Here is a 23,181-nt window from a genome sequence, read left to right on the forward strand (position 1 = left end):
GAGGTCTCTCCTTCTTTGTTTAGACTCGCGAATCCGTGTGACGCGCGAGCATGTTCAAAGGAGCGGAACGGAAGGGTTCGGGCGCGCGGGCACTCCCGCGAATCTCGCCTGCGCTGGCCACCAGTAGAAAGCCACCCGACGTGTGCCGAGGAACCCACCACAGGGGACCAGCTTCTCCGCCGATCGCTCCATGAGTCGATATGAAATTGTCGGATGACCGGGGTCACCCTCGACCACACTACCAGCGTGCGCCCTCAGTCCCGAGGGTTCCCCACGCGGTTCGGTCGCGACACCGCACCGTCACCCGACGTTCACCGCGCGTCCGCCGGGGCGAGGGACGGGTCCGCTGTGCTGGACGCATGCGGATGTCGGTGATCGGTTGCGGGTATCTGGGAGCGGTGCACGCTGCGGCGATGGCCTCGCTCGGTCACGACGTCGTGGGCATCGACGTGGACGAGCGCAAGGTGGCCGACCTCGCCGCAGGCGCCGCGCCCTTCTTCGAGCCGGGCCTCGACGAGCTCCTCGACGCGGGGCTGCGATCCGGGCGGTTGCGCTTCGCCTCGGATGCGGCGGCCGCTTCCGGAGCGGATGTGCACTTCCTCGCCGTCGGCACCCCGCAGTCCGCCTCCGGTCCCGCGGCCGACCTCCGCTACATCGACGCGGCGATCGACGGGCTGCTCCCCCACCTGCGGCCGGGCGCGGTGGTGGCCGGGAAGTCGACGGTCCCCGTGGGCACGGCCGCGCGCCTCGCCCGTCGGATCGAGCAGACCGGGGCGACGCTCGCCTGGAACCCCGAGTTCCTCCGGGAAGGCTGGGCCGTCCACGACACGCTCACCCCCGACCGCCTGGTGGTGGGGGCGGATGACACCCCCGAGGGTGCCGCCGCCGTCGACCTGCTCCGCCGCGTATTTGCCGCGGCGATCGATGCGGGCTCCCCGTTCCTGGTCACGGACCTCGCCACCGCGGAGCTCGTCAAGGGTGCCGCCAACGCCTTCCTCGCGACGAAGATCTCCTTCATCAACGCCATGGCCGAGGTCGCCGAAGCGGCCGGTGCCGACGTCACCCTCCTCGCCGAAGCCCTCGGCCATGACTCACGCATCGGCCGCCGCTATCTCGGCTCCGGGATCGGGTTCGGAGGCGGCTGCCTCCCGAAGGACATCCGCGCGTTCGCCGTCCGCGCCGAGGAGCTCGGCCGCGGCGAGGCCGTCGCCTTCCTGCACGAGGTGGACGCCATCAATCTCCGCCGGCGTGATCGCGCCGTGCGTCTGGTCGTCGATGCCCTGGACGGCCTGGTCTTCGGGCGGAGGATCGCCGTGCTCGGCGCGGCCTTCAAACCCTTCAGCGACGACGTCCGCGATTCTCCCGCGCTGGAGGTGGCCGTGCGGCTGCGCGGACTCGGCGCGGATGTCGTGGTGACGGACCCGGCGGCGATCGAGAACGCCCGTGCGCGGCATCCGCAGCTCGGATACACGTCGTCCAGGGATGAGGCCCTGCGGGACGCGGACGCCGTCGTCGTCGTCACGGAGTGGGACGAGTACCGCCGCGAGCTCAGTCCGCAGCACGCCGGCGGGCTCGTGCGGGGCCGGATCGTGATCGACGGACGGAACTGTCTGGACGCTGCCGCCTGGCGAGCCGCCGGCTGGACGTACCGCGGGATGGGGCGACGCTGAGGGCTGCCGTCCCTCAGACCACACTGGCGTCACGCTCGACGGAGGAGCGCCCCACGTAGACGTAGTCGTCGTGCTTCGCCCGACGGCCGTCTCCCGCGGCACGGCCGTGGAGTCGCCGCCACACCCACGGCAGCGCGTGCCGCCGCCACCAGGCCGCGCGGCCGATCGGCTCGTTCTCGTGCAGGGCCGCATCCAGCAGTCCGAGCGCGTCCGCGTGCGGCACTCCGAGCACCTCGGCGACCCGATAGGCGAGGAAGCGGTGTCCGCGACTGCTGAGGTGCACCAGGTCCTCACCCCAGTGCTGCCGCTCCGCCAGCACCGGATGCAGATCCGTGTCGATGAGGATCGCACCGGTCCGCGCCGCGATCCCCGCGAGGGCCGTGGCGAAGGCGGAGAAGCGCCGGGTGTACAGCGCCGCCGCGCGTCGGTCCGGGAGGAACGGGGTGACCAGGACCACGTCGGCGCCGGTCGCGCGCACTCGCCGCACGGCGGCCTCCAGACTCGCGGCGAGCGCCGGCACGGCGGCACGGTGCTTCACGAGATCGTTGGCGCCCACCAGCACGGTGACCAGATCGGGTCGGAGCTCCAGTGCGCGCTCCAGTTGCGGGCCGCACACGTCGGCCACGCGCTTCGAGCGGACCGCGAGGTTGGCGTAATGGAGGCCGCCCCGCGCGGCGAGGAGCAGGGCGAGCCGGTCCGCCCACCCGCGGAGTGCACCGTCCGGCCCGGGGTCGCACAGTCCCTCGGTCAAGGAGTCGCCGAGCGCGACCACCCGCCGCCACCGTCGCGACGGGGCGGGCGCGGCCGGTTCCGGTCGGACGAGGCGGCGAGCGCGCAGACGGCTGTCCACGGCGTGCAGCGCCCGCGCCTCCTCGAAGTGCTCCAGGAGCTGATCCCCGAGGTGTTCCCAGCTTCGTCCCTGCACAGCGCTCCGGCCCGCTTCACCGAACGCTCGGCGGGTCTGCTCGTCCCCGGCGAGAGCGGTCACGCGTCGGCGGAGGTCGGCGAGGTCCCCGGGGCGGTAGAGCCAGCCGTCCACGCCGGCCCTCACCAGATCGAGCGGCCCTCCGCGACCGGTGGCGACCACGGGCACCCCGCTCGCGTGGGCCTCCTGCAGCGTCTGGCCGAACGTCTCGCTCTCTCCCGGATGCACGAACACGTCGAAGGAGGCCAGCGCGGTGGCGAGCGCATCCCCGTCGAGCCTCCCGAGGAACAGAGCGTCGGGAAGCTGTTCCTGCAGCCGGTCCCGCCGTGGCCCGTCGCCGACGATGACCAGACGGGCGCCGGGGATGCCGTGCAGCGCGGCGAGATCCTCCACCTGCTTCTCGGCGGCGAGGCGTCCGACGTAGCCGATGACGATCCTCGCTCCCCATTCCGCTCGGAGCGCGTCGCTGCGCCGGGAGGGGTGGAAGCGCTCCGCGTCCACCCCTCTCCCCCAGGATCGGAGTCGGTCGACGCCGAGGCGACCGAGCTGGTGCGCGGATTCGGAGGACGGCGTGAGCGTGAGGGTCGCTCGCCGGTGGAGCCGTGCGATGTGGGCGTGGGCCATGCCGGTGGTCGCGGCGACGCGATACCTCTCCGTGTATGCGGCCACATCGGTCTGGTAGGCCGCGACCGTCCCGATGCCGCCGCGTTCTGCGGCGAGCAGCCCGCGCCACCCGAGGGCGAACGGCGACGCGAGGTGGACGACATCGGGGCGGAAGCGGCCGAGCTCCGTTCCGATCCGACGGGTCGTCGCCGCGCCGACGCGGACATCCCGGTATCCGGGGAGCGGCACGCTGCGGATCGCCGTGACGGGGGCACCGTGCAACCGCTCCGGGATGCCCGTGGCGGCGGGAGCGAGCACACAGGCCTCGTGCCCTCGGCGCTCCAGATGGCGGAGGATCTGCATCACGGATCCGGTCACGCCGTTCATGTGCGGAAGGAAGGACTCGGTGACGATCGCGACTCTCACCCCCTCAGGATGACGGTGCACCTCGCCCCCGCTGCGAGAAACCGGCGTCGAGCACCGGATGTTCACCGGATGCTGGATCACGGGTCACCGGCTATCCGCGCGTTGGTTCCCGTTCACCGTCTCGGGGCAGGGTGGCGGGGTGTCGACAGACCTGCTCGCTGACGTCCTCGCCGGTCCCTGGAGCCTGGCCGCGATGAGCCTGCTCGTGCTCGGGGACGCGTTCTTCGTCGTCGTCCCCGGGGAGATCGCCGTGACAGCCCTCGGCGCGGTCGCGATGACGACCGGAACGCCGGCGCTCTGGGCGGTGGTGCTCTGCGCGGCGGGGGCGGCAGCGCTCGGTGACGCCTGCTGCTATCTGATCGGGTGCGTCGTCGGCACCGAGCGCTGGGGCTGGATGAGAGGCCGCCGCATGCGGCGGGCCCTCGGCTGGGCACGCGACCGGCTGGACCGCGGCACGGCCACGGTGCTGTTCACCGCTCGTTTCGTCCCGTTCGCCCGGCTCGCCGTGAACCTCGTGGCGGGCGCCTCCCGGATCCACCCGCCCCGCTATCTGGCTCTCGTGACGCTCGCCGCGACCGGGTGGGCGGCATACCAGGCCGCCATCGGCGCGCTCGTCGCCGCGGTGCTGCCCGGCGGCCCCCTCGTCGCGGTCCCGGTGTCGGTCGCCCTGGCCGTCGGTATCGGGCTCGGGGTCGACCGGCTCACGCGAGGGCGGGAGCGGTGACACTCGCCGCTGCTCCTCCTGTGCCCTAGGCTCGGGAGCATGAGCACCGAAGAAGGCGCCGGCTCCTCCTCGGAGGACATGAAGCGCAAGTTCAAGGAAGCGCTCGAGAAGAAGAACGCGCACCACCGGCAGGGCGAGGCCCACCTCGACGGCGATTCCGCCGTGCACGCCGCCAACGCCCCGCAGACGCGGCGCGAGTTCCGACGCAAGAGCGGTTGACCGTGCGGATGCGGGAGCCGGTCCACGGCTCCCGCATCCCTCTCCGCAGACACGGACATGCCCCGCGCCGAAAGGCGCGGGGCATGTCGCTCTCGAGAGGCTCCCTGTCACTCTCCGGCGAGACCGCCGAGCATGTGGCCGAACGAGCGCCCCTCACCCAGGTAGGTCGCGGGATCGAAAGGGTCGACGACGGTGGCCGCCTCCCGGCGCGCGACCGCCTCGGCGAGTTCCCTCGCCCCCTTCTCGACGCGCTTCGCCAACGGTGCGACATCGTCTCCGGCGCCGCCCCAGTCGCTCGACGCCGCGAAGACCCCTGTGGAGACGGCCTCGGCGTGCAGGTAGGCGAACAGCGGACGGATCGCGTAGTCGATCGCGAGCGAGTGCCGCGGTGTCCCCGCGTTCGCCCCGATCAGCACGGGCTTCCCCGTGAGCGCGTCCGGGTCGAGCACATCGATGAACGACTTGAACAACCCGGAGTAGCTCGTGGAGAAGATCGGCGTCACCGCGATCAGCGCGTCGGCCGAGACGACGGTGTTGATCGCCGTCTCGAGTGCAGGCGGCGCGAAGCCGGTCAGCATGTTGTTCGTGATGTCGTGCGCGTGGTCGCGCAGCTCGATCACGTCGACCGTGGCCTCGATGTCGCGCTCCGCGAGCGCCTTCACGGTCTCCGCCGCCAGTCGGTCGGCGAGCATCCGGGTGGACGACGGGTTGGAGAGACCCGCCGAGACGACGGCGATGCGACGCGTGGTCATGTCAGGCCTCCTTCCGGCCGAGTCCGAACGCGGCTCCCGCGGGAGCCGGCGTGTCCTGGTAGGGCGAGTCCCCGGTGAGGTTGTCGCCGCGGTTCGCGCCGGGACGCGCCTGCCGGGTGGGTCCGTCTCCGTAGGTCGCCTGCACGCGCGCGGCGTGGGTCGGCGCGTCGGGCACCGTGGACGGGCGGTCCTTCGCCAGCTCCTTGCGGAGCACCGGCACGACCTCGGAACCGAGGATGTCCAGCTGCTCGAGCACCGTCTTCAGAGGCAGGCCGGCGTGGTCGATGAGGAACAGCTGACGCTGGTAGTCGCCGTAGTGCTCGCGCATCGCCGCGTACCGGTCGATCACCTGCTGCGGCGATCCCACCGTCAGCGGGGTCATCTCGGTGAAGTCCTCCATGCTGGGACCGTGACCGTAGACCGGGGCGTTGTCGAAGTACGGGCGGAACTGGTTCACCGCGTCCTGCGACTTCGCCGCCATGAACACCTGGCCGCCGAGACCGACGATCGCCTGCTCCCGCGTGCCGTGACCGTAGTGCTCGAAGCGCTGACGGTACAGCTCGATGAGGCGCTGGTAGTGCTCCTTCGGCCAGAAGATGTTGTTCGCGAAGAACCCGTCACCGTAGTAGGCGGCCTGCTCGGCGATCTCCGGTGTGCGGATGGAGCCGTGCCACACGAACGGCGCGATGCCGTCGAGGGGACGCGGTGTCGAGGTGAAGCCCTGCAGCGGGGTGCGGAACTTGCCCTCCCAGTCCACGACGTCCTCGCGCCACAGCTTGTGCAGGAGCGCGTAGTTCTCGATCGCCAGCGGAAGCCCCTGGCGGATGTCCTGGCCGAACCAGGGGTACACCGGTCCGGTGTTGCCGCGACCGAGCATGAGGTCCATGCGGCCGTCCGAGACGTGCTGCAGCATCGCGTACTCCTCCGCGATGCGCACCGGGTCGTTCGTCGTGATCAGCGTCGTCGAGGTCGAGACGATGAGCCGCTCGGTCTGTGCGGCGAGCGCGGCGAGGAACGTGGTGGGACTGGACGACCAGAACGGCGGGTTGTGGTGCTCGCCGATCGCGAAGACGTCGAGTCCGACCTCCTCGGCATGCGTCGCGATGGCCAGCGTCGCCTTGATCCGCTCCTGCTCGCTGGGGGTGACTCCCGTGGTGGGGTCGCGGGTGATGTCGCTGACCGACATGATGCCGAACTGCATCGCCTGCGCGCCTGACTGCTCGCTCATGATTGCTCCGTGTTCTCCGAATCGGATGCTCGACATCCGGTTCTATTCATTTGAATGTAATTGGGTCAACGCGTGCAGGGCAACTTTATTCCCGGCCGGTAGCCTCGGAGAATGAGCACCACCGGAGTCGGGACGACGGGGTCCAGCACAGGGCCGGTCGACCGCAAACGCCGACGCGTGCCCTTCTGGGACAACGCGCGTTACGCCTGCATCGTCCTCGTGGTCCTGGGGCACGCGATCCAGCGCCTCATCTACGACTCGGACATCGCCTTCGCCCTCTACCTGGCGCTGTACGCCTTCCACATGCCGGCGTTCGCGATCATCTCGGGCTACTTCTCCAAATCGGGCTCCCCCACCCGGACGCAGATGGCCCGCGTCATCACCGACATCATCCTCCCCTACGTCATCTTCGAGGCCCTCTGGACGCTCACCAAGTGGCTCGTGGAGGGAGAGACCACCCCGAACCCCACTCAGCCCAGCTGGACGCTCTGGTTCCTGCTCGCGCTCGGGATCTTCCGCCTCGTCCTCCCCTACCTCGCCCTGCTGCGCTGGCCGTTGCTGTGGACGGTGGTCATCTCCGTCGGCGCGGGCTATCTCCCGAACGTCGACAGCACCTTCTCGCTCTCGCGCACCCTCGGCCTGCTGCCCTTCTTCGCCCTCGGCTGGTGGCTCAGGGAGCGGAACATCGTCGACCGCCTGCGCCTCCTCGACTTCCGACCGTGGTGGGTCCGGATCACCGCCGTCGCCGTCCTCGGCACCGCCGGGTGGGCGGCGTGGAACTGGCTCCCCGTCTGGCAGGCCACCGATCTGCGGCATTGGCTGTTCTACGAGGCCTCCTACTCCGACCTCGTCGGGGACCAGTGGTGGGCGGGCGGCATCCGTTTCGCGCTCCTGCTCCTCGCCGTCGTCCTCTGCGCCGCATTCTTCGTCCTCATCCCCCGCGGGTCCTACTGGTGGACCACCTTCGGCCAGTACACGATGTACGTCTATCTGCTGCACTCGTTCGTGCTCTACCCGTTCCGGGAGAGCGGCGTGCTGCGCGACCTCGAGCCGACCTGGTTCTGGCTCCCTGCGGTCACGGCACTCTCGGTGGTCCTCGCACTGCTGCTCGCGACCACGCCCGTGCGGCGGGTGTTCCGTCCGCTCGTGGAGCCGCGGCCGCGGTGGCTGTTCGCCGATCCCGAGCTCGCGTCGCGCGAAGGCCGCCGCAACGATCCGACCGGATCCCGGCGTCCGCGATGACAGCCGCCCACCCCGCGTCCGAGGTCAGGGATCGGCTCGTCGCCATCGCCGAGTCCCAGGGTTTCGCCGCGCACGGGCTCCACGTGCGCATCGGCGAGGACACCGCAGGTCACCGCTGGGCACCCGACGTCCGGGAGGACGTGCACTCGATCGCGAAGGGCGTCTGCGTGCTGGCCACGGCCCTCGCCGCCGACGACGGACTGATCCGCCTGGACGACACCGTCGCCACCCTCCTCCCGGACCACGAGCTCGGCGACGGTGTCGCTCAGGTCACCCTGCGTCACCTGCTGTCGATGTCGAGCGGCATCGACCTTCCGTGGTCCGAGACACTGATGACGGACTGGCCGGATCTGGCCCGCGAGTTCCTGCGACGGCCCTCGCGCGGGCGTGTGTTCCAGTACTCCAACGCGAGCACCTATACCGCGATGACCGCCCTCGCGACCCGCGTGGGCGACATCGGCGACTACCTCTCGACGCGCCTCTTCGCCCCGCTCGGCATCGAGGACGTGGTCTGGTCGCGATGCCCGAACGGACGCATCGAGGCGGGTGGCGGCCTGCCGCTCCGCACCGAGGAGGTCGCGCGCCTGGGGCTGCTCATCCGCGATCGCGGCTCCTGGCAGGGTCGTCGACTGGTCGCCCCGGAGTGGATCGACGCCATGCACGAGGACGGCGTCGTCGCGGGCGTCAACCCGGGCTACGACCGCTATGCGCTCGCGGGCTGGCAGGGTCCGGGGCGGGCGTGGCGGCTGCACGGGGCCCACGGCCAGCTGCTGCTGTTCCTCGGCGACGCGGTGGTGACGGCGACCGCTCACGATCACGCCGGAGCGGATGCGTTCGCTGCGGACGCCGTCGCCGCCCTCGAAGACGTCGCCGCCGGCTGAGTCCTGCTCAGGCGAACAGCTCCGCCCCCACGTACGAACCCGGTCGCGCGCCCGGCGGGATCGCCCAGATGCCTGAGCCCACGTGACGGATGTACTCGTTGAGACGGTCGGTCGACAGTCGGCGCTGCAGGCTGATGAACTGGGCGGGATCACGCTGGTAGGACAGGAAGAACAGCCCGGCGTCGAGTCGCCCGAGGGCGTTGTTGCCGTCGACGTAGTTGTACCCGCGGCGCAGGATGCGGATGCCGTCGTTCTGCTCCGGGTGGGCGAGCCGGACGTGACTGTTCGCATCGATCTTCGTGCCGCGGAAGTCCGGGGCCGTGAACTCGTCACCGCCGGAGAGCGGCGCCCCCACACCTTTGTCCCGTCCGATGATCGTGTCCTGCTCGGCCAGCCGCACCCGGTCCCAGGTCTCGATGAGCATGGCGATCTTCCGCGCGACGAGGTACGAACCGCCGGCCATCCAGGACGGCTCGTCGTCGGTCGAGACCCAGACGTGGTCCGCGAGCGCCGTGGCGTCGTCGGCGAGGATGTTGGCCGTGCCGTCCTTGAAGCCGAAGAGGTTGCGCGGCGTCGCCTGGCCGGCCGTGGTACGAGAGGTCTTGCCGAATCCGAGCTGCGACCAGCGCAGGCGCGCCCGCCCGAACGCGATGCGGCTGAGGTTGCGGATCGCGTGGACCGCGACCTGGGGGTCGTCGGCACAGGCCTGGATGCACAGGTCGCCGTGCGACGCCTCGGGATCGAGGTCGTCCCCGAGGAAGGCCGGAAGCCGCTCGAGACCGGGTGACCGCTGGGCGGCGAGACCGTAGCGATCGCCGTCCTCGTTCTCGAACAGTCCAGGACCGAACCCGAACGTGAGGGTCAGACCCGCGGCGGGGAGCCCCAGCGCCTCCCCCGTGTCATCCGGGGGCGCTTCGGCGGGACCGTTCACCGCGCCGCTCGCACTCACCTCCAGGCCCTGCGTCATCCGCGCCGCGGCGTACGACCAGTCCTGCAACAGGGAGAGGAGGTCGTCCCGGTCGGTGCGGGGCATCATGTCGAAGCTCGCGAAGTGCAGGTGGTCCTGCACGGGCGTCGTGATGCCCGCCTGGTGCGCGCCGAAGAACTCGTACCGCGACTCGGCGTCTTCCGCGGCTCGTGCGCGTCCGAGCGCCACGCCGCCGGCCGTCCCGGCCCCGAGGCCGACGGCCAGGCCCGCGACCCCGCCGCCGACGGCCAGCCCGAGCAGCCCGCGGCGGCTGAGACCGCCGCCGGAGGGCGCAGTAGGCACCCCCGCCGATGCCGCGTGGGCCTCCGGTTCCGACTCGTTCACGTCCATGCCTACCCGTGCACCGTCGTCAGTCGAGCACCGTGCCGGTGAGCTGCGAGAGCGGCTCCGCCAGGGCGTTGATGAGATCGGTGAACTCCCGCTTGTCCGCTTCGGTCAGCTCGCCGTACCCCACGAAGCCCTCTGCGAGCGAGCCGTGCGCGGCGAGGGACTCCTCGAGGGCGGTGTATCCGGTCTCGATCTCGGAGACGAGGGCCTCGCCGTCGTCTCCCTGCGCCGCGGCGAAGTCCTGCACCAGCGAGAAGGCCATCTTGGAGCCCTCGACGTTCGCGGCGAAGTCGAAGAGATCCGTGCCGGACCACCAGTCCTCCTCGCCGGAGATCTTGCCGGTGGCCACCTCGTCGAGCAGGGCGATCGCGCCGTTGGAGATGCCGCCGATCCCCTGGTCGTCCAGTGCGGTGGTGAAGTCGTCCGAGTGCACGTAGTCGTACAGCTCCTGCACGTCGGCCAGGAGCAGGTCGCCGTAATCGGCGCGCTCCGCGGGCGTGGACGGCGCCCAGTCCTGCCATGCCGGGGTCTCTCCGTCGGCGTTCAGCGCGTCCTTCGCCGGCACCCAGAGGTCCTTCTCGATGCGGTGGAAGCCGGTCCAGTCCAGGCCCTCGGCCACCGCATCGACCTCTCGATAGTCGATCCGCGGGTCGAGGTCCCCGAGCGCCTCGGCGACGGGCTCGATGCGCTCGTAGAACGCCCTCGTCTGCGGGAAGAGCGTGCGGGCGGTCTCGTCGTCGCCGGACTCGTAGGCGGCCACGAGGTCTTCCACGGCCGGCACGAGCTGCCCGACCTGATCCTTCACGAACGCCCCGTAGAGATCGACGGCCTTCTGCTTCTGCTCGGCGTCGGGGCCGTCCACCGCCACGCGGTCTCCGGTCACCGTGAACGAGGCCCGGCCGACACCGTCGCCGACCATGCCCGGCTTGCAGAGCGTGAAGTACTCGCCCGGCTGGGCGACCACCGTGAGGGTGCGGGACGCAGCCGGGGCGATGTTCTCGACCTCGCCGACAATCCGCAGACCGTCCTCGGCCAGCAGGTAGAACTCGGAGACCTCGTCGGTGTCGTTCTTCACATCGAACGTCAGCGTCCCGCTCTTCGCGGTGGACGCGGAGACGGCGCAGTCCGTGGCGGTGGATGAGACGTCGAACGCCGCCGTCGCCTGGGCATCGCTCTTCGCGACGCAGCCGCTGAGGAGGAGGACGGCGGTGCCCGCGGCGGCTGCCGCGGCGAGGACTCGGTGCGAGGTGATCATGCTGCTCCTTGCTGTGTGAGGGACGACGTCGGGGTGGCGGCGGAGGCGCCGCGCGTCGAGGGGCGTGCCGAGCGGAGGCCGCGGAGGTAGAGCCCGCCCACGACGAGGATGTAGAGACCCCAGGCGAGCACCTGCAGCCAGGTCATGGCGGGCATGAAGCCGACCGTGGCCTGCAGGACGGAGGCCAGCGCGCCGCCGGGAGTGATCGCCGCCGACACGTCGAACGCCCAGCCGAACGGGAAGCCGGCCGCGCCCACGGCGACGGCGCCGGTGGCCGGGTCGAGCGGAGCGGCGGCGGTGAAGGGGCCGGGAAGTGCTCCCGCCTCCTGCAGATCCATCAGAGCGTAGGCGAGGACACCGGCCGCGACGATCACGAGGAAGCCACCCGTCCAGGCGAAGAACCGCCGCAGGTCCAGGCGCAGCGCCCCGCGGGAGATGAGCCAGCCGAGCAGGACGGCCACGGAGAGTCCCAGGAGCGCGCCGAGGAGGGCCGAGGGGGCATCACCGAAGGACTGCACCATCGACCACAGCAGCAGTGTGGTCTCGATCCCCTCCCGGGCGACGGAGACGAAGCCGATCGCGATGAGCGCCCAGAGACCGCCCACCGTCAGCGCGCGGTCGATGCCGCCCTCGAGGGTCGCCTTCATGGTGCGGCCGGCACGCTGCATCCAGAAGATCATCCACGTCACCATCGCCACCGCGACGAGGGACAGCCCGCCGCCGATCAGCTCCTGCGCCTGGAACGTGAGTTCGTAGGCCCCGAAGGTGAGGATCGCGCCGATGCCCAGAGCGAGGGCGACCGCAAGGCCGACCCCGGCCCACATCTTCGGCAGCGCGTCACGGCGACCGAGACGGCGGAGGTAAGCGACGAGGATGCCGACGACGAGCGCGGCTTCGAGACCCTCGCGGAGTCCGATGAGGAAGGTGGCGAGCACGGGAGACACTCTCTGGCAGGCGACTGAGGTAAGGCATCCCTTACCGACGAGACTCTAGCACCGTGATCGGCGCCCGCCCGACACCGGCCACCGAAGTAATGGAATGCAACAGAGCATCCTCGGGCCTCATCCGCGACATAGCCTCGGTCCATGGCTGAACTCTCGCTCCCCATCCTCGACCTGTCCCAGCTCGACGACGGCCCCGAGGCCGCGGCGCGTTTCCGCGACGACCTCCGCGCGGCCACGCACGATGTCGGCTTCTTCTACCTGACCGGCACCGGTATCTCACCCGAACTGGAAGCGCGGCTGCATCAGGCCGCCCTCGACTTCTTCGCTCTGCCGGAGGAGGACAAGCTCGCGATCGAGAACGTCAACAGCCCGCACTTCCGCGGCTACACCCGGGTCGGCGGGGAGCGGACGCAGGGCAAGGTCGACTGGCGCGAGCAGATCGACATCGGCCCCGAACGCGAGCCGGTCGAAGGGGGCCCCGCCTTCAACCGCCTCACCGGACCGAACCTCTGGCCCGCCGCGCAGCCGGAGCTCAAGGAGGTCGTCACGGAGTGGCACGACACTCTCACGGAGATCGCCCGCAAGCTCCTGCGGGCCTGGGCCCTCACCCTCGGTGCGGAGGAGAACTACTTCGACGAGCCGTTCCGCGATCCGTCCACCCTGATCAAGATCGTGCGATACCCGGGAACGAACGAGCCGGAACCGCAGCAGGGCGTCGGTGCGCACAAGGATTCCGGCGTGCTGACGCTGCTCTGGGTGGAGCCGGGCAAGGGCGGACTCCAGGTCGAGCGTGACGGCGAGTGGGTGTCGGCTCCCCCGGTGCCGGGCGCCTTCGTCGTCAACATCGGCGAGCTGCTCGAGTACGCCACCGGCGGCTACCTCAAGGCGACGAACCACCGGGTGATCTCGCCGCGGGCGCCGGAGGAGCGCATCTCGATCCCGTTCTTCTTCAACCCGGCGCTCGATCAGCAGCTCCCGTTGCTCGAGCTCCCTGCCGACCTCGCCGCCGAGGCGACCGGAGTCACCGAGGACCCGAGCAATCCGATCCACGCGACCTACGGCGAGAACGCCATGAAGTCCCGACTGCGCGCACACCCCGACGTGGCGGCCATCCACCACCCTGATCTCGTGGGTGCCACCGCTTGACGGGATCCGCGACGTCAGGACATGACGAAGGCCGCCCCACACCGTGGGGCGGCCTTCTCAAGAATGTTCTGCGCGATTGAACGCTGGGTCCGTGGTGCCTTATCGGCGAAGACCAAGGCGTGCGATCAGCGAGCGGTAACGCTCGATGTCGACGCTCTGGAGGTAGCCGAGCAGACGACGGCGCTGACCCACGAGCAGGAACAGACCACGACGCGAGTGGTGGTCGTGCTTGTGCTCCTTCAGGTGCTCGGTGAGGTCCTTGATGCGCTGCGTCAGCATCGCGGCCTGCACCTCGGGGGATCCGGTGTCACCGGGGTGCGTCGCGTACTCTTCGATGATCGCCTTCTTGACGTCTGCTTCCAGTGCCATAGATTCGATCCCCTCTCTGCTTGTTGCGCGGCGCCCGACGCCTGATGCGTGAGCTCTCTTTATCCGCGGCCGATCGAACGGCAACCTGACGAGTCTACCAGCCCGGACGACCACGGCGGGACACGGCGCCCAGGACGAGGCGCGTGGGGTCAACTAGGCTCGGGATGTGCAGAAGAAGACCGCCCTGTGAGCTCCCGACGCGGCCATCTGATCGACCTGACCCCGCTGAAGGCGAGCCCGGCCTTCGCCCGGATGTGGATCGGCTCGACCCTCGCCGGCATCGGCGGTCAGCTCACCATCGTGACCGTGATGCTGCATGTGTTCGAGCTGACCGCGAGCACGTTCGCCGTCTCGATGATCGCCGTCGCGGGCCTCCTCCCGATGATCCTCGCCGGCCTCTACGGCGGGATGCTCGCCGATGCGTTCGACCGGCGGCGGGTCGCGCTCATCGCCGCCACCGTGACCTTCGCCTCCACGGGGCTGCTCGCGGCGCTCACCTGGACCGGCACGGAGACGATCTGGTGGCTGTACGCGCTGAGCATCGTGAACTCGGCGGCGAACTCCGTCGGCATGGCCACGCGGACCGCGATCGTCCCCCGGCTCATCCCCCGCAGCATGCTCGCGGCCGCGTCCGCGCTCAACGGCGTCGCGTTCGGGCTCACGGTCATGGCGGGTCCGGCCCTCGCCGGGCTCCTCGTGGCGCTCACCGGATACGGCTGGACGTACACGATCGACGTCGTGCTCATGCTGTCGATGTTCCTCGGCCTGTGGACGCTCCCTGCCCTGCGACCCGAAGGCGATATCGTGCGCCCCGGCCTCGCCTCGCTCGTCGACGGCTGGCGCTTCCTCCGCCGGGCGGGCAACATCCGCATGCAGTACGTGATGGACATCATCGCGATGACGTTCGGACAGCCGCTCGTGCTCTTCCCGGCACTCGGCACGGTCATCCTCGGCGGCGGGGCCTTCACCACCGGCATCCTCACGGCCGCGGTCGCGGTCGGCACCTTCTCCTCGAGCCTGTTCTCCGGCCGCGTGGTGCAGTACCGGTGGCACGGTCGTGGGATCGCCCGTGCGATCGAGGCCTACGGCGCCGCGATCGCCCTGTTCGGCGTCGTCCTCCTGATCGGCGCGTTCTCCGCGACGCCTGCCGGAGAGGACCGGCCGCACGTCGCACTGATCGTCGCCGCCTGCGTGGCGCTGGCCCTCTCCGGCGCGTCGGACAACGTCAGCTCGATCTACCGCAACACCATGATGCAGGCGGCGGTGCCGGACGCCATGCGCGGACGCCTGCAGGGCCTGTTCGTCGTGGTGGTGACCGGCGGTCCCCGTGTCGGCGCCCTCTACGCCGGGACGCTCGCGACGCTGACGTCACTGTGGTTCCCGCCGCTGCTCGGCGGGATCATCGTGATCGCCCTCGTCGCGGTCCTCGCCCGGCGGCATCCTCGTTTCCGCGACTACGACGCAGAGAACCCCGAGCCCTGACGGGCCCGGGGTTCACAGGGTCTGCGCGTCAGTCCTGCTGCAGCGCACCCTGGAGGTCGAGAGTGATCGTGACGTCCTTGCCGACGAGCACGCCGCCGGTCTCCAGCGCGGCGTTCCAGGTGAGGCCGAAGTCCTCGCGGTTGATGATGGTCTTGGCGGAGGCGCCGGCCTTGTAGTTGCCCCACGGGTCGCTGCCGAAGCCGCCGAAGTCGAGCTCGAAGGTGACCGGCTTCGTGATGCCGCGGATGGTGAGGTCGCCGTCGACGAGGAAGTCGCCGCCCTCGACGCGGGCGCCGGTCGAGACGAACTCCATGGTCGGGAAGTTCTCGGTGTCGAAGAAGTCGGCGGAGCGGAGGTGCTGGTCGCGACCCTCGTCCTTGGTGTCGACGGAGGTCACGTCGACGGAGGCCTCGACCTTGGCTTCGAGGGGGTTCTCCGGAGCCACGAGCGTCGCGCTTTTCACACCGAAGGTGCCGCGCACCTTCGAGATCATCATGTGGCGGACGCTGAACGTCACCTCGCTGTGGGACGGGTCGAGGACCCAGGTGCCGGGGCGGTAACCGGGGATGTCGATGCTGCTCATGATTGCTCCTCAGGAGACGTCGGCCGCGGCGGCGGCGAAGGGATGGCACCGCGATCGTCCGCGGCACCCTTCCGACAACATACATTCACTCGCATGTATTCCCGCCCGGAGCGCAGAAATGTCCCGACACGCGAGAAGCGCCCCGTATCGCGAGGATGCGGGGCGCTTCTGTCGGTCGGAATCAGCCGACGGCGACGAGATCGATGATGAAGATCAGTGTCTTGCCGGAGAGGAAGTGTCCTCCCCCGGCCGGGCCGTACGCGAGGTGCGGCGGGATGATCAGCTCGCGGCGGCCACCGACCTTCATTCCGGGGATGCCGTCCTGCCAGCCCTGGATCAGGCCGCGGAGCGGGAACTGGATGGTCTCCCCGCGACCCCACGACGAGTCGAACTCCTCGCCGGACTCGAACTCCACACCGGCGTAGTGGACGGTCACGGTGTCGCCGGGCTTGGCCTCGGCGCCGTCACCCTCGATGATGTCGCGGATGACCAGTTCTGCGGGGGCAGGGCCGGTCGGGGCGTCGAACTCGGGCTTTGTGCGATCAGTCATGGCTCCATCCAACCCGACCGTCGCGCGGCCGGTCAACGCGACGGCACCTGCTCACAGCGAACACCTCGCCGAGGGACTCCGCTCCGAAGTCCCTCGGGGCTCTTGACAGTTCGCGGGACGCGGGTGCACCCTGGTGGCAGATCAACTCAGCGCCCGGGAGACATGCAGGCATCGCCGCAGCACCGGGCGCTGAGTCTGTCTGCGGGGGCGCCGCTCAGTAGGCCAGCAGCGCGGCGCGTGCTGCCCTGGTCCGGATCAACAGGGCGCGCTCGTCCTCGACGGCGAGCGGGTCTCGTCCGGTGATCGCCCGCTGGCGGACCGCGGCCAGAGCCGTCGCATCCTTGATGAACTCGCGCATCAGAGGCCGGCGGTCGCCGCGCAGCTGCGCGGCCCAGGCGAGCCCCACCTTGCGCCCGGCCGGCGTGGCCAGCATCGTGACCTCCTCCGGCGTGAACCAGCCGGCGGCCGCATACTCGGCAAGGCGGGCCCGGGTGAGCCGCGCCTCCTCCCTGCGCAAGGCGATGATCCCGAGGATGAAGCCGATGAACAGCGGCACCTGCAGGGTGAAGTAGAGGCCGAAGAAGTCCGCGAATGTGGCCGATCCGTTCCACAGCGCGTGCAGGAGGATCGCCCCGACCATGCCGAGCAGGCCGGCCCCGGCGGCCGCTCCGGCGGAGGCGTGCCGGCGGGCCACGAGGCCGATCGCGAATCCGGTCAGCGAGGTGAACATCGCGTGCGCGAACGGCGACAGCACCGCCCGCACGATGAACGTGACGCCGAGCTGCTCTCCGCCGCCCTCGATGAGGCTGATGGCGAAGTACTGGATGTTCTCGGTGAACGCGAAGCCCGCACCGACGAGCGCCCCGTAGACGACGCCGTCGACCGGCCCGTCGAAGGACCGCCGCGCGAGCAGGAAGATGAGGAAGACCCCGAGGCCCTTCCAGAACTCCTCGACGATGGGGGCCTGGACCACCGCCGAGAACTCCTCGGACCGGATGCCCAGCAGCATCGTGAGCCCGATGTCGACGAGGAGCGTGAGGCCGACGGCGGCGACCGCACCCCAGGCGATGGCGAACGCGACGAGGCGCTTGGGCTCGGGCTCCCAACGGTCGATCATGCGCACCCCGAGGAAGACGATCGTGAGCGGGATCAGAGCCAGGACGAGCCCGATCACCGAGGCGGTCGGGCCCAGGGCCCAGCCGAAGTAGCCGATGAGTGCGAGCAGGAGGAAGCCGAGGAAGCCGAAGAGCCACAGCGAGATCGTGCGGCCCTTCTTGTTCGGCACCGGGAGAGCCGGCAGCGACTCCGCGGGCGACGGCGCGACCGGCGCCGGCGGTGTGTAGGGCGTGGGTTGCGCGAGAGCCGACGCATAGCCCGGCTGCTGTCCGTAGGACGGCGGCAGGTAGGGCGATTGCGCGTACTGCGCGGCGGAGTACGCCGAGGGCTGTGGCGGTGTCCCCGCCGGGGGCGTGTATCGCGCGGGTTGCTGGGGGTCGGACGGTCCTCCGAAGGTCATGGTCAAAGCTTATGGGGCACAAGCATCCGCGCCGGGCTCTGGGGGCTTCCTCCACCCGGCCGGCCGCAGGCACCCGGTAGCGTAGAACCATGCGGTTCGCTCACCTGCGCCGTCCAGACTCCTCCCGTGCGGTTCTCGCCGCGGTGGAGGGCTCGGACGCCATCCTCGTCTCCGATCTCCTGTCCGACGCGCCTGCCACCCTGCAGCAGCTGATCGAGCGAGGGGACGCCGGACTCGACGAGCTCCGCGCCGCCCTCCGCGACGGCACGACCCCGCGCCACCCGCTGACCGGCTGGGGTTTCGCCTCCGCGGTCATCGCGCCGCCGGCGGTGCTTGCCGTCGGGCTCAACTATGCCGCCCACTCCAGCGAGCTCGGCCTCAAGACCGACGCCGCGCCGACCGTGTTCACCCTGTGGCCCAACTCGCTCACCGGTCACGATCAGACCACCTCCTGGCCGCGGAGCCTCAGCGAGGCCGTCGACTACGAGGCCGAGCTGGGCGTGCTCATCGGCACCCCCGCGAAGGACGTCCCGGAGGCGGACGCCCTCGCGCACGTCTGGGGTTACACCGTGGTCAACGACATCACCGCCCGGAACATCCAGTTCTCCGAGGCGCAGTGGTCCCGTTGCAAGTCGTTCGACGGCTTCACCCCCACCGGCCCGTTCGCGGTGACCGCCGACGAGATCGCCGACCCGCAGGACCTCCACATCTGGACCGTCGTCGACGGGCACACCGTGCAGGACGCCAGCACCGACCAGATGGTGCGTTCGGTGGCGAAGCTCATCGCGCACCTCTCCCAGTCGCTCACGCTGCTGCCCGGCACCCTGATCTCGACGGGCAGCCCGGGTGGCGCCGGCTACTCCCGCGACCCGCAGATCTTCCTCCGCGACCGCTCGACCGTCACGGTCGGCATCGACGGGATCGGCGAGCTCACGACGCACTGCCGCATCCTCGACTGACTCGGACGCGACGAAGGGGACGGGAGCTGCGAGCTCCCGTCCCCTTCCCGTATCCGGTCGACGCTCAGATCTGGATGAGGTCGTCCGGGGTGACGATCGGGATGGCCGCGGTGACCGCCTCCAGGCCCGACAGGCGGGCAGGAGAGAGCTGCTTGGTCACCTCGTCGCGGGACATGAGCCCGGCCTCGACCACCAGGTCGGCGACGTTGCGGTTGGTCAGCAGAGCCGTCTTGGCCAGAGCCGCGGCCGCCGCGTAGCCGATGAAGGGCGTGAGCGCCGTGATGACGCCGACCGACGCGCCGACCATCGCGCCCAGCCGGTCGCGGTTGGCGGTGATGCCCTCGACGCAGTTCACGCGCAGCGTCCACATCGCCTGACGCATCCAGGTGATCGACTGGAAGATCGAATGCGCGATGACGGGCTCGAAGGCGTTGAGCTGGAGCTGCCCGCCCTCGACGGCCATGGTCACCGTCATGTCGGAGCCGACGACCGCGAAGGCCACCTGGTTCACGACCTCCGGGATCACCGGGTTGACCTTGCCGGGCATGATGCTGGAACCGGCCTGCCGTGCGGGCAGGTTGATCTCGCCGAGGCCCGCCTGCGGACCGGACGACAGCAGCCGCAGGTCGTTGCAGATCTTCGAGAGCTTGATGGCGTTGCGCTTGAGCGACGACGAGAACGACATGAAGGCGCCCGTGTCGCTCGTGGACTCGACGAGGTCGGTGGCCGTCTCGAGATCGAGCCCCGTGATCTCGCGCAGGTGCTTCAGCACGGCCGGCGCGTAGTCGGGGTGGGTGGTGATGCCGGTGCCGATGGCGGTCGCGCCCATGTTGATCTCGAACATGAGCGAGGCGTTCTCGGTGAGGCGGCTGTGATCTTCGCCCAGGGTCGTGGCGAAGCCATGGAACTCCTGGCCGAGCGTCATGGGCACCGCGTCCTGGAGCTGGGTCCGGCCGACCTTGAGGATGTCGTGGAACTCCCCCGCCTTGCCGAGGAACGCCACGCGCAGGGCGTCCAGTTCGTCGAGAAGCGAGCGCAGCGTCAGCGACAGGCCGATCTTGACCGCCGTCGGGTAGACGTCGTTGGTCGACTGGCTGCGGTTCGTGTGGTCGATCGGAGAGAGGAAGGCGTAGTCGCCCTTCTCGCGTCCGGCCATCTCGAGCGCGATGTTGGTGATGACCTCGTTCGCGTTCATGTTCGTCGAGGTGCCGGCACCGCCCTGGATGACGCCGACGGTGAACTGATCGTGGAACTCGCCGTCGATGACGCGCTGCGCCGCGCGGTCGATGAGGTCGGCGCGCTCGGCGTCGAGGACCCCGATCTCCTTGTTGGCCCTCGCGCTGGCCTGCTTCACCATCGCGAGCGCGATCACCAGTTCGGGGTACACCGAGATGGGGCGCTTCGTGATCGGGAAGTTCGCGTCGGCGCGGGCGGTGTGGATCCCCCAGTACGTCTCGGCGGGAATCTCCATGCTCCCCAGCGAATCGGTCTCGGTACGGGTATTGGCGGGCGCGGCAGAAGCCATGTCACATCCTCGTGGGTCGTGGCGAACGGAAAGGTTGGGGGATGCGTTCAGTCTACGCCGGTCCCTGCGGGGGTTTTCTGGAGAACGCCTCCAGGCGTCCGTCCGGCGTCAGCGCCGCCATGCGGGCGACCCACTCCTCGGAGAAGTAGTCGCCGGTCGGCGCATCGACCACCGGGACGACGGTGTGCGTGATGGTCTCCGGCCGCACGTGCACGAGCTGGAACGCCTGGGCGGCGTCCATGCCGTTTACCTCAGACGCGGGGCGCGCGACGTTCATCGTGTAGCAGGTGGCGGACGCCACGCTCACCGGGACGCCGGCGAACAGCCCGTGCGAGGAGTAGTGCAGGTGACCGGCGAGGATGCCGCGGACGTCGGTGCCCCGGATGACGGCGGCCAGCTCGTCCTGATGCCGCAGCTCGAGGATGTCGAACAGCGGCAGATGGCTGGGCAGCGGCGGGTGGTGCATCGCCAGGAGCGTGCCGTGCGGCGCCGGCTCGGCGAGGACCTCGGCGAGCCACGCGAGCTGCGCCGGGTCGAGGTCGCCGTGATGCCACCCGGGAACGCTCGTGTCGAGGGCCACCAGACGCAGCCCGTCAAGATCCCACACCCCGGTGACCGGCTCTTCCGTGGGCTCGGCATCGAGGAGGACCTCGCGCAGCACCGGGCGCTCGTCATGGTTGCCCGCGACCCAGACCACGGGAGCGCCGAGTTCGGCGGCGACCGGCTCGATCGCCGCACGCAGCCGGCGGTACGCATCCGGCTCGCCGAGGTCTGCGAGGTCCCCGGTGACGACGATCGCGGCGGGAGCGGGATGCACGGCGCGGATCGCCTCGAGCGTCCGCGCGAACGTGCGCTCGACGTCGTACCGTCCCCCCAGCGCCGCACCTCCGGCGAGGAAGTGCGGATCGCTCACATGGATCAGGACGTGGGAGGCGGGGGCGTACCGACCGAAGACCGGTGGTGTTCCCTTCGCTGCGGACATGTCCTCAGCCTACGGCCGGTCACCGACGCGCCCGACGCACCGCGGACTCAGTGGCCGATGACGATCAGGAGGATGCCGGCGATGACCGCGGCGGCGCAGAGCACGAAGCAGCCGTAGGCGCCCACGAGCGCGAGGGTCTTCTGCCCTTCGGTGAGCGGACTCTTCTTCGCTGCCTTCGCCGCCTGCTTGGCGGCCCGCTTGAGCTCCTTCTCCGAGATCACCGTGATGGCGTCGGTGAACTCCGCGGGGCTCACGACGGGCGCCCGCCCGCTGCGCACGAGCAGACGCAGGCCCAGGGCGTAGAAGGTGACGATGGCGGCGGCGCCGATGAGCGCGGCGGCGAACACCTGCAGGAAGGCGATCCAGTCGATCGTGACGTTCATGCCGAGTCCCCGTTCTGCGACGCGTCGGACGACGAGGCGCTGCCGGTCTTCGCGGCCTTCGCGTCCGCCTTGGCCTTGGCCTTCTTCTTCGCCTTGTCCTTCGCCTCGGCCTTCGCCTTCTCCTTGGCCTCGGCACGGGCCTTCGCCTCCGCCTTCGCCTGGGCGATGCGCTGCTGGCGACGCGTGGGCGGCGGGGTGTCGGGAACCTCGACGGCAAGGTGGGACTCGGCGACGTCGCTCATGGCGTTGGCCGGCGTGACGGCGTTGCGCCGAGAGCGCATGTACAGCCCGAGGATGATCGCCACCGCGAGGACGGCGTCGATGGCCACGCCCCACGGGCCGAGCCACACGACGAGCAGTGCCGCCAGGGCGCCGACGCCTCCGGCCGCGGGCAGCGTCAGCAGCCAGCCGACGCCGATGCGTCCTGCCGTCCGCCAGCGGACCGTCGAACCGCGACGACCGAGGCCGGATCCGATGACCGAGCCCGAGGCCACCTGGGTGGTGGAGAGCGCGAATCCGAGGGCGCTGGAGGCGAGGATCGTCGCGGCCGTCGAGCTCTCCGCCGCGAAGCCCTGAGCCGGCTTGACGTCGGTCAGGCCCTTGCCCAGCGTGCGGATGATGCGCCAGCCGCCGAGGTACGTGCCGAGGGCGATCGTGAACGCACAGGCGATGATGACCCAGAGCTCGGGCTCGTGGTGCGCACCGGACTGCCAGCCGACGGTGATCATGGCGAGCGTGATGACGCCCATCGTCTTCTGTGCGTCGTTGGTGCCGTGTGCGAGGGCGACGAGGGAGGACGTGAAGATCTGACCCCAGCGGAATCCGTCCCGTCCGTCCGGCTTGCCGTCGTAGCGACGCGTGACCGAGTAGGCGATCTTCGTCGCGACGTACGCGATGATGCCGGCCGTGATGGGGGCGATGAGGGCGGGGAGGACGATCTTCGACAGCACGGCGCCGAAGTCGATGCCGCCGAGACCGGCGCCGACGAGCGTCGCGCCGATCAGCCCGCCGAAGAGCGCGTGGGACGAGCTCGACGGCAGGCCGAGCAGCCACGTCAGCATGTTCCAGGTGATGGCGCCGATGAGTCCGGCGAAGATCAACGAGAGGAACAGCTCCGCTCCCGCGGCGATGATCGCATCCTCCTGGATGATGCCGCCGGAGATGGTCTTGGACACCTCGGTCGACAGGAAGGCGCCGACGAGGTTGAGGAGAGCGGCCAGGAGGACCGCGGTCTTGGGCTTGAGCGCTCCGGTCGCGATGGGCGTGGCCATCGCGTTCGCGGTGTCGTGAAACCCGTTCGTGAAATCGAAGAAGAGTGCCAGCGCGATGACGAGCACGACGATGAGGGCTGCGGTTTCCACCGTTCGCTTTCGGTCTTGAGGAAGAGGGAGATGTCGACGGGATCGACGTGACGAACGAAGAGTTCACCGTGGGTTTGACTTCCGTTTACCGGCCCCGGTAAATCCTGCCACCGTCCCCCGTGCCGGTCAACTCGACCTGGG

The 23,181-nt window shown here is 70.0% G+C and carries 22 protein-coding genes; 8 read left to right on the top strand and 14 right to left on the bottom strand.

The features are described from left to right. Positions 1-359: 359 nt before the first annotated feature. Positions 360-1,670, top strand: a complete 1,311-nt coding sequence (locus AB0P08_RS09105) for a UDP-glucose dehydrogenase family protein (protein ID WP_363589477.1) — start codon at positions 360-362, stop codon at positions 1,668-1,670. Positions 1,671-1,683: 13 nt separating this feature from the next. On the opposite strand, the gene AB0P08_RS09110 is transcribed toward AB0P08_RS09105, so the two are convergent. After that, positions 1,684-3,624, bottom strand: coding sequence for a GDSL-type esterase/lipase family protein (locus AB0P08_RS09110; RefSeq protein ID WP_363589479.1), 1,941 nt, complete (start codon positions 3,622-3,624; stop codon positions 1,684-1,686). 139 nt (positions 3,625-3,763) lie between these two features. Between AB0P08_RS09110 and AB0P08_RS09115 the strand changes: the two genes are divergently transcribed. Together AB0P08_RS09115 and AB0P08_RS09120 are read left to right on the top strand one after the other, a co-directional pair. Continuing rightward, positions 3,764-4,348: a DedA family protein gene (locus AB0P08_RS09115; RefSeq protein WP_363589481.1), complete on the top strand. Its 585-nt coding sequence runs from the start codon at positions 3,764-3,766 to the stop codon at positions 4,346-4,348. 39 nt (positions 4,349-4,387) lie between these two features. Further along, a complete protein-coding gene (locus AB0P08_RS09120) occupies positions 4,388-4,567 on the top strand; it encodes a DUF5302 domain-containing protein (protein WP_136052140.1) in 180 nt (59 codons plus the stop codon). Between the two features lie 107 nt (positions 4,568-4,674). Here AB0P08_RS09120 and AB0P08_RS09125 read toward each other — a convergent pair whose 3' ends face one another. Both AB0P08_RS09125 and AB0P08_RS09130 read right to left on the bottom strand, forming a co-directional pair. Further along, complete coding sequence (locus AB0P08_RS09125; RefSeq protein ID WP_268776441.1) at positions 4,675-5,319, bottom strand: FMN reductase; 645 nt, start codon at positions 5,317-5,319, stop codon at positions 4,675-4,677. A 1-nt stretch (position 5,320) separates the two neighbouring features. Beyond that, entirely contained in the window at positions 5,321-6,547 is a 1,227-nt protein-coding gene (locus AB0P08_RS09130) for an LLM class flavin-dependent oxidoreductase (RefSeq protein WP_025103205.1), read from the bottom strand. Positions 6,548-6,658: 111 nt separating this feature from the next. Here AB0P08_RS09130 and AB0P08_RS09135 point away from each other — a divergent pair, with 111 nt between their 5' ends. Then, complete coding sequence (locus AB0P08_RS09135) at positions 6,659-7,789, top strand: acyltransferase family protein (RefSeq protein ID WP_268776443.1); 1,131 nt, start codon at positions 6,659-6,661, stop codon at positions 7,787-7,789. Continuing rightward, the gene (locus AB0P08_RS09140; protein ID WP_363589483.1) at positions 7,786-8,670 is read left to right on the top strand and encodes a serine hydrolase domain-containing protein; all 885 of its coding nucleotides are present in this window, start codon (positions 7,786-7,788) and stop codon (positions 8,668-8,670) included. Before AB0P08_RS09135 ends, AB0P08_RS09140 begins: the two co-directional genes overlap by 4 nt. A gap of 7 nt (positions 8,671-8,677) precedes the next feature. Here AB0P08_RS09140 and efeB read toward each other — a convergent pair whose 3' ends face one another. Genes efeB through efeU form a run of 3 tightly spaced genes read right to left on the bottom strand, consistent with a single transcriptional unit; the run spans position 8,678 to position 12,175 of the window. Next, positions 8,678-9,982, bottom strand: a complete 1,305-nt coding sequence (efeB, locus tag AB0P08_RS09145) for an iron uptake transporter deferrochelatase/peroxidase subunit (protein WP_522727305.1) — start codon at positions 9,980-9,982, stop codon at positions 8,678-8,680. Positions 9,983-10,007: 25 nt separating this feature from the next. Then, the gene (efeO, locus tag AB0P08_RS09150) at positions 10,008-11,240 is read right to left on the bottom strand and encodes an iron uptake system protein EfeO (protein ID WP_363589485.1); all 1,233 of its coding nucleotides are present in this window, start codon (positions 11,238-11,240) and stop codon (positions 10,008-10,010) included. Then, positions 11,237-12,175 (bottom strand): iron uptake transporter permease EfeU, encoded by a 939-nt coding sequence (gene efeU / locus AB0P08_RS09155; protein WP_280566050.1) that lies wholly within the window; start codon positions 12,173-12,175, stop codon positions 11,237-11,239. The genes efeO and efeU overlap by 4 nt, the downstream gene beginning before the upstream one ends. Before the next feature lie 150 nt (positions 12,176-12,325). On the opposite strand from efeU, the gene AB0P08_RS09160 reads away from it, so the two are divergent. Then, entirely contained in the window at positions 12,326-13,330 is a 1,005-nt protein-coding gene (locus AB0P08_RS09160) for an isopenicillin N synthase family dioxygenase (protein WP_187663866.1), read from the top strand. Positions 13,331-13,429: 99 nt separating this feature from the next. Here AB0P08_RS09160 and rpsO read toward each other — a convergent pair whose 3' ends face one another. Then, positions 13,430-13,699 (bottom strand): 30S ribosomal protein S15, encoded by a 270-nt coding sequence (gene rpsO, locus AB0P08_RS09165; RefSeq protein WP_017203073.1) that lies wholly within the window; start codon positions 13,697-13,699, stop codon positions 13,430-13,432. A gap of 186 nt (positions 13,700-13,885) precedes the next feature. Here rpsO and AB0P08_RS09170 point away from each other — a divergent pair, with 186 nt between their 5' ends. Then, on the top strand, positions 13,886-15,181 hold the full coding sequence (locus tag AB0P08_RS09170) for an MFS transporter (RefSeq protein ID WP_363589487.1): 1,296 nt from the start codon (positions 13,886-13,888) through the stop codon (positions 15,179-15,181). 28 nt (positions 15,182-15,209) lie between these two features. Here the strand turns inward: AB0P08_RS09170 and AB0P08_RS09175 are convergent, their stop codons facing one another. From AB0P08_RS09175 to AB0P08_RS09185, 3 genes are all read right to left on the bottom strand, one after another. Continuing rightward, on the bottom strand, positions 15,210-15,764 hold the full coding sequence (locus AB0P08_RS09175; protein WP_363589489.1) for a YceI family protein: 555 nt from the start codon (positions 15,762-15,764) through the stop codon (positions 15,210-15,212). 181 nt (positions 15,765-15,945) lie between these two features. Further along, on the bottom strand, positions 15,946-16,314 hold the full coding sequence (locus tag AB0P08_RS09180) for an FKBP-type peptidyl-prolyl cis-trans isomerase (protein WP_025103196.1): 369 nt from the start codon (positions 16,312-16,314) through the stop codon (positions 15,946-15,948). Between the two features lie 214 nt (positions 16,315-16,528). Beyond that, positions 16,529-17,830, bottom strand: coding sequence for a PrsW family intramembrane metalloprotease (locus AB0P08_RS09185; RefSeq protein ID WP_363589491.1), 1,302 nt, complete (start codon positions 17,828-17,830; stop codon positions 16,529-16,531). 89 nt (positions 17,831-17,919) lie between these two features. Between AB0P08_RS09185 and AB0P08_RS09190 the strand changes: the two genes are divergently transcribed. Then, positions 17,920-18,789 carry a fumarylacetoacetate hydrolase family protein gene (locus AB0P08_RS09190; RefSeq protein ID WP_363589493.1) on the top strand — a complete coding sequence of 290 codons (870 nt, stop codon included), beginning with the start codon at positions 17,920-17,922 and terminating at the stop codon, positions 18,787-18,789. Positions 18,790-18,853: 64 nt separating this feature from the next. Here AB0P08_RS09190 and AB0P08_RS09195 read toward each other — a convergent pair whose 3' ends face one another. The 4 genes from AB0P08_RS09195 to AB0P08_RS09210 are packed head-to-tail and all read right to left on the bottom strand — an operon-like array spanning position 18,854 to position 23,040. Beyond that, complete coding sequence (locus AB0P08_RS09195; RefSeq protein ID WP_363589495.1) at positions 18,854-20,314, bottom strand: aspartate ammonia-lyase; 1,461 nt, start codon at positions 20,312-20,314, stop codon at positions 18,854-18,856. 52 nt (positions 20,315-20,366) lie between these two features. Further along, the gene (locus AB0P08_RS09200) at positions 20,367-21,296 is read right to left on the bottom strand and encodes a phosphodiesterase (RefSeq protein WP_363589497.1); all 930 of its coding nucleotides are present in this window, start codon (positions 21,294-21,296) and stop codon (positions 20,367-20,369) included. Positions 21,297-21,343: 47 nt separating this feature from the next. Beyond that, positions 21,344-21,679, bottom strand: coding sequence for a peptidase (locus AB0P08_RS09205; RefSeq protein WP_187663858.1), 336 nt, complete (start codon positions 21,677-21,679; stop codon positions 21,344-21,346). Then, positions 21,676-23,040, bottom strand: coding sequence for an inorganic phosphate transporter (locus tag AB0P08_RS09210; protein WP_259953728.1), 1,365 nt, complete (start codon positions 23,038-23,040; stop codon positions 21,676-21,678). The genes AB0P08_RS09205 and AB0P08_RS09210 overlap by 4 nt, the downstream gene beginning before the upstream one ends. Positions 23,041-23,181: the final 141 nt, after the last annotated feature.

Source organism: Microbacterium meiriae (assembly GCF_040686935.1).
GTDB classification, from domain to species: domain Bacteria; phylum Actinomycetota; class Actinomycetes; order Actinomycetales; family Microbacteriaceae; genus Microbacterium; species Microbacterium meiriae.

What these genes read in the sequence shown, in the direction of transcription:
- AB0P08_RS09105 (WP_363589477.1), top strand. Translation starts at nt 360, where the DNA reads ATGCGGATGTCGGTGATCGGTTGCGGGTATCTGGGAGCGGTGCACGCT.
- AB0P08_RS09160 (WP_187663866.1), top strand. Translation starts at nt 12,326, where the DNA reads ATGGCTGAACTCTCGCTCCCCATCCTCGACCTGTCCCAGCTCGACGAC.
- AB0P08_RS09185 (WP_363589491.1), bottom strand. Translation starts at nt 17,830, where the DNA reads ATGACCTTCGGAGGACCGTCCGACCCCCAGCAACCCGCGCGATACACG.
- AB0P08_RS09140 (WP_363589483.1), top strand. Translation starts at nt 7,786, where the DNA reads ATGACAGCCGCCCACCCCGCGTCCGAGGTCAGGGATCGGCTCGTCGCC.
- AB0P08_RS09125 (WP_268776441.1), bottom strand. Translation starts at nt 5,319, where the DNA reads ATGACCACGCGTCGCATCGCCGTCGTCTCGGCGGGTCTCTCCAACCCG.
- AB0P08_RS09190 (WP_363589493.1), top strand. Translation starts at nt 17,920, where the DNA reads ATGCGGTTCGCTCACCTGCGCCGTCCAGACTCCTCCCGTGCGGTTCTC.
- AB0P08_RS09130 (WP_025103205.1), bottom strand. Translation starts at nt 6,547, where the DNA reads ATGAGCGAGCAGTCAGGCGCGCAGGCGATGCAGTTCGGCATCATGTCG.
- AB0P08_RS09135 (WP_268776443.1), top strand. Translation starts at nt 6,659, where the DNA reads ATGAGCACCACCGGAGTCGGGACGACGGGGTCCAGCACAGGGCCGGTC.
- AB0P08_RS09200 (WP_363589497.1), bottom strand. Translation starts at nt 21,296, where the DNA reads ATGTCCGCAGCGAAGGGAACACCACCGGTCTTCGGTCGGTACGCCCCC.
- AB0P08_RS09175 (WP_363589489.1), bottom strand. Translation starts at nt 15,764, where the DNA reads ATGAGCAGCATCGACATCCCCGGTTACCGCCCCGGCACCTGGGTCCTC.
- rpsO (WP_017203073.1), bottom strand. Translation starts at nt 13,699, where the DNA reads ATGGCACTGGAAGCAGACGTCAAGAAGGCGATCATCGAAGAGTACGCG.
- AB0P08_RS09120 (WP_136052140.1), top strand. Translation starts at nt 4,388, where the DNA reads ATGAGCACCGAAGAAGGCGCCGGCTCCTCCTCGGAGGACATGAAGCGC.
- AB0P08_RS09180 (WP_025103196.1), bottom strand. Translation starts at nt 16,314, where the DNA reads ATGACTGATCGCACAAAGCCCGAGTTCGACGCCCCGACCGGCCCTGCC.
- AB0P08_RS09205 (WP_187663858.1), bottom strand. Translation starts at nt 21,679, where the DNA reads ATGAACGTCACGATCGACTGGATCGCCTTCCTGCAGGTGTTCGCCGCC.
- AB0P08_RS09195 (WP_363589495.1), bottom strand. Translation starts at nt 20,314, where the DNA reads ATGGCTTCTGCCGCGCCCGCCAATACCCGTACCGAGACCGATTCGCTG.
- efeO (WP_363589485.1), bottom strand. Translation starts at nt 11,240, where the DNA reads ATGATCACCTCGCACCGAGTCCTCGCCGCGGCAGCCGCCGCGGGCACC.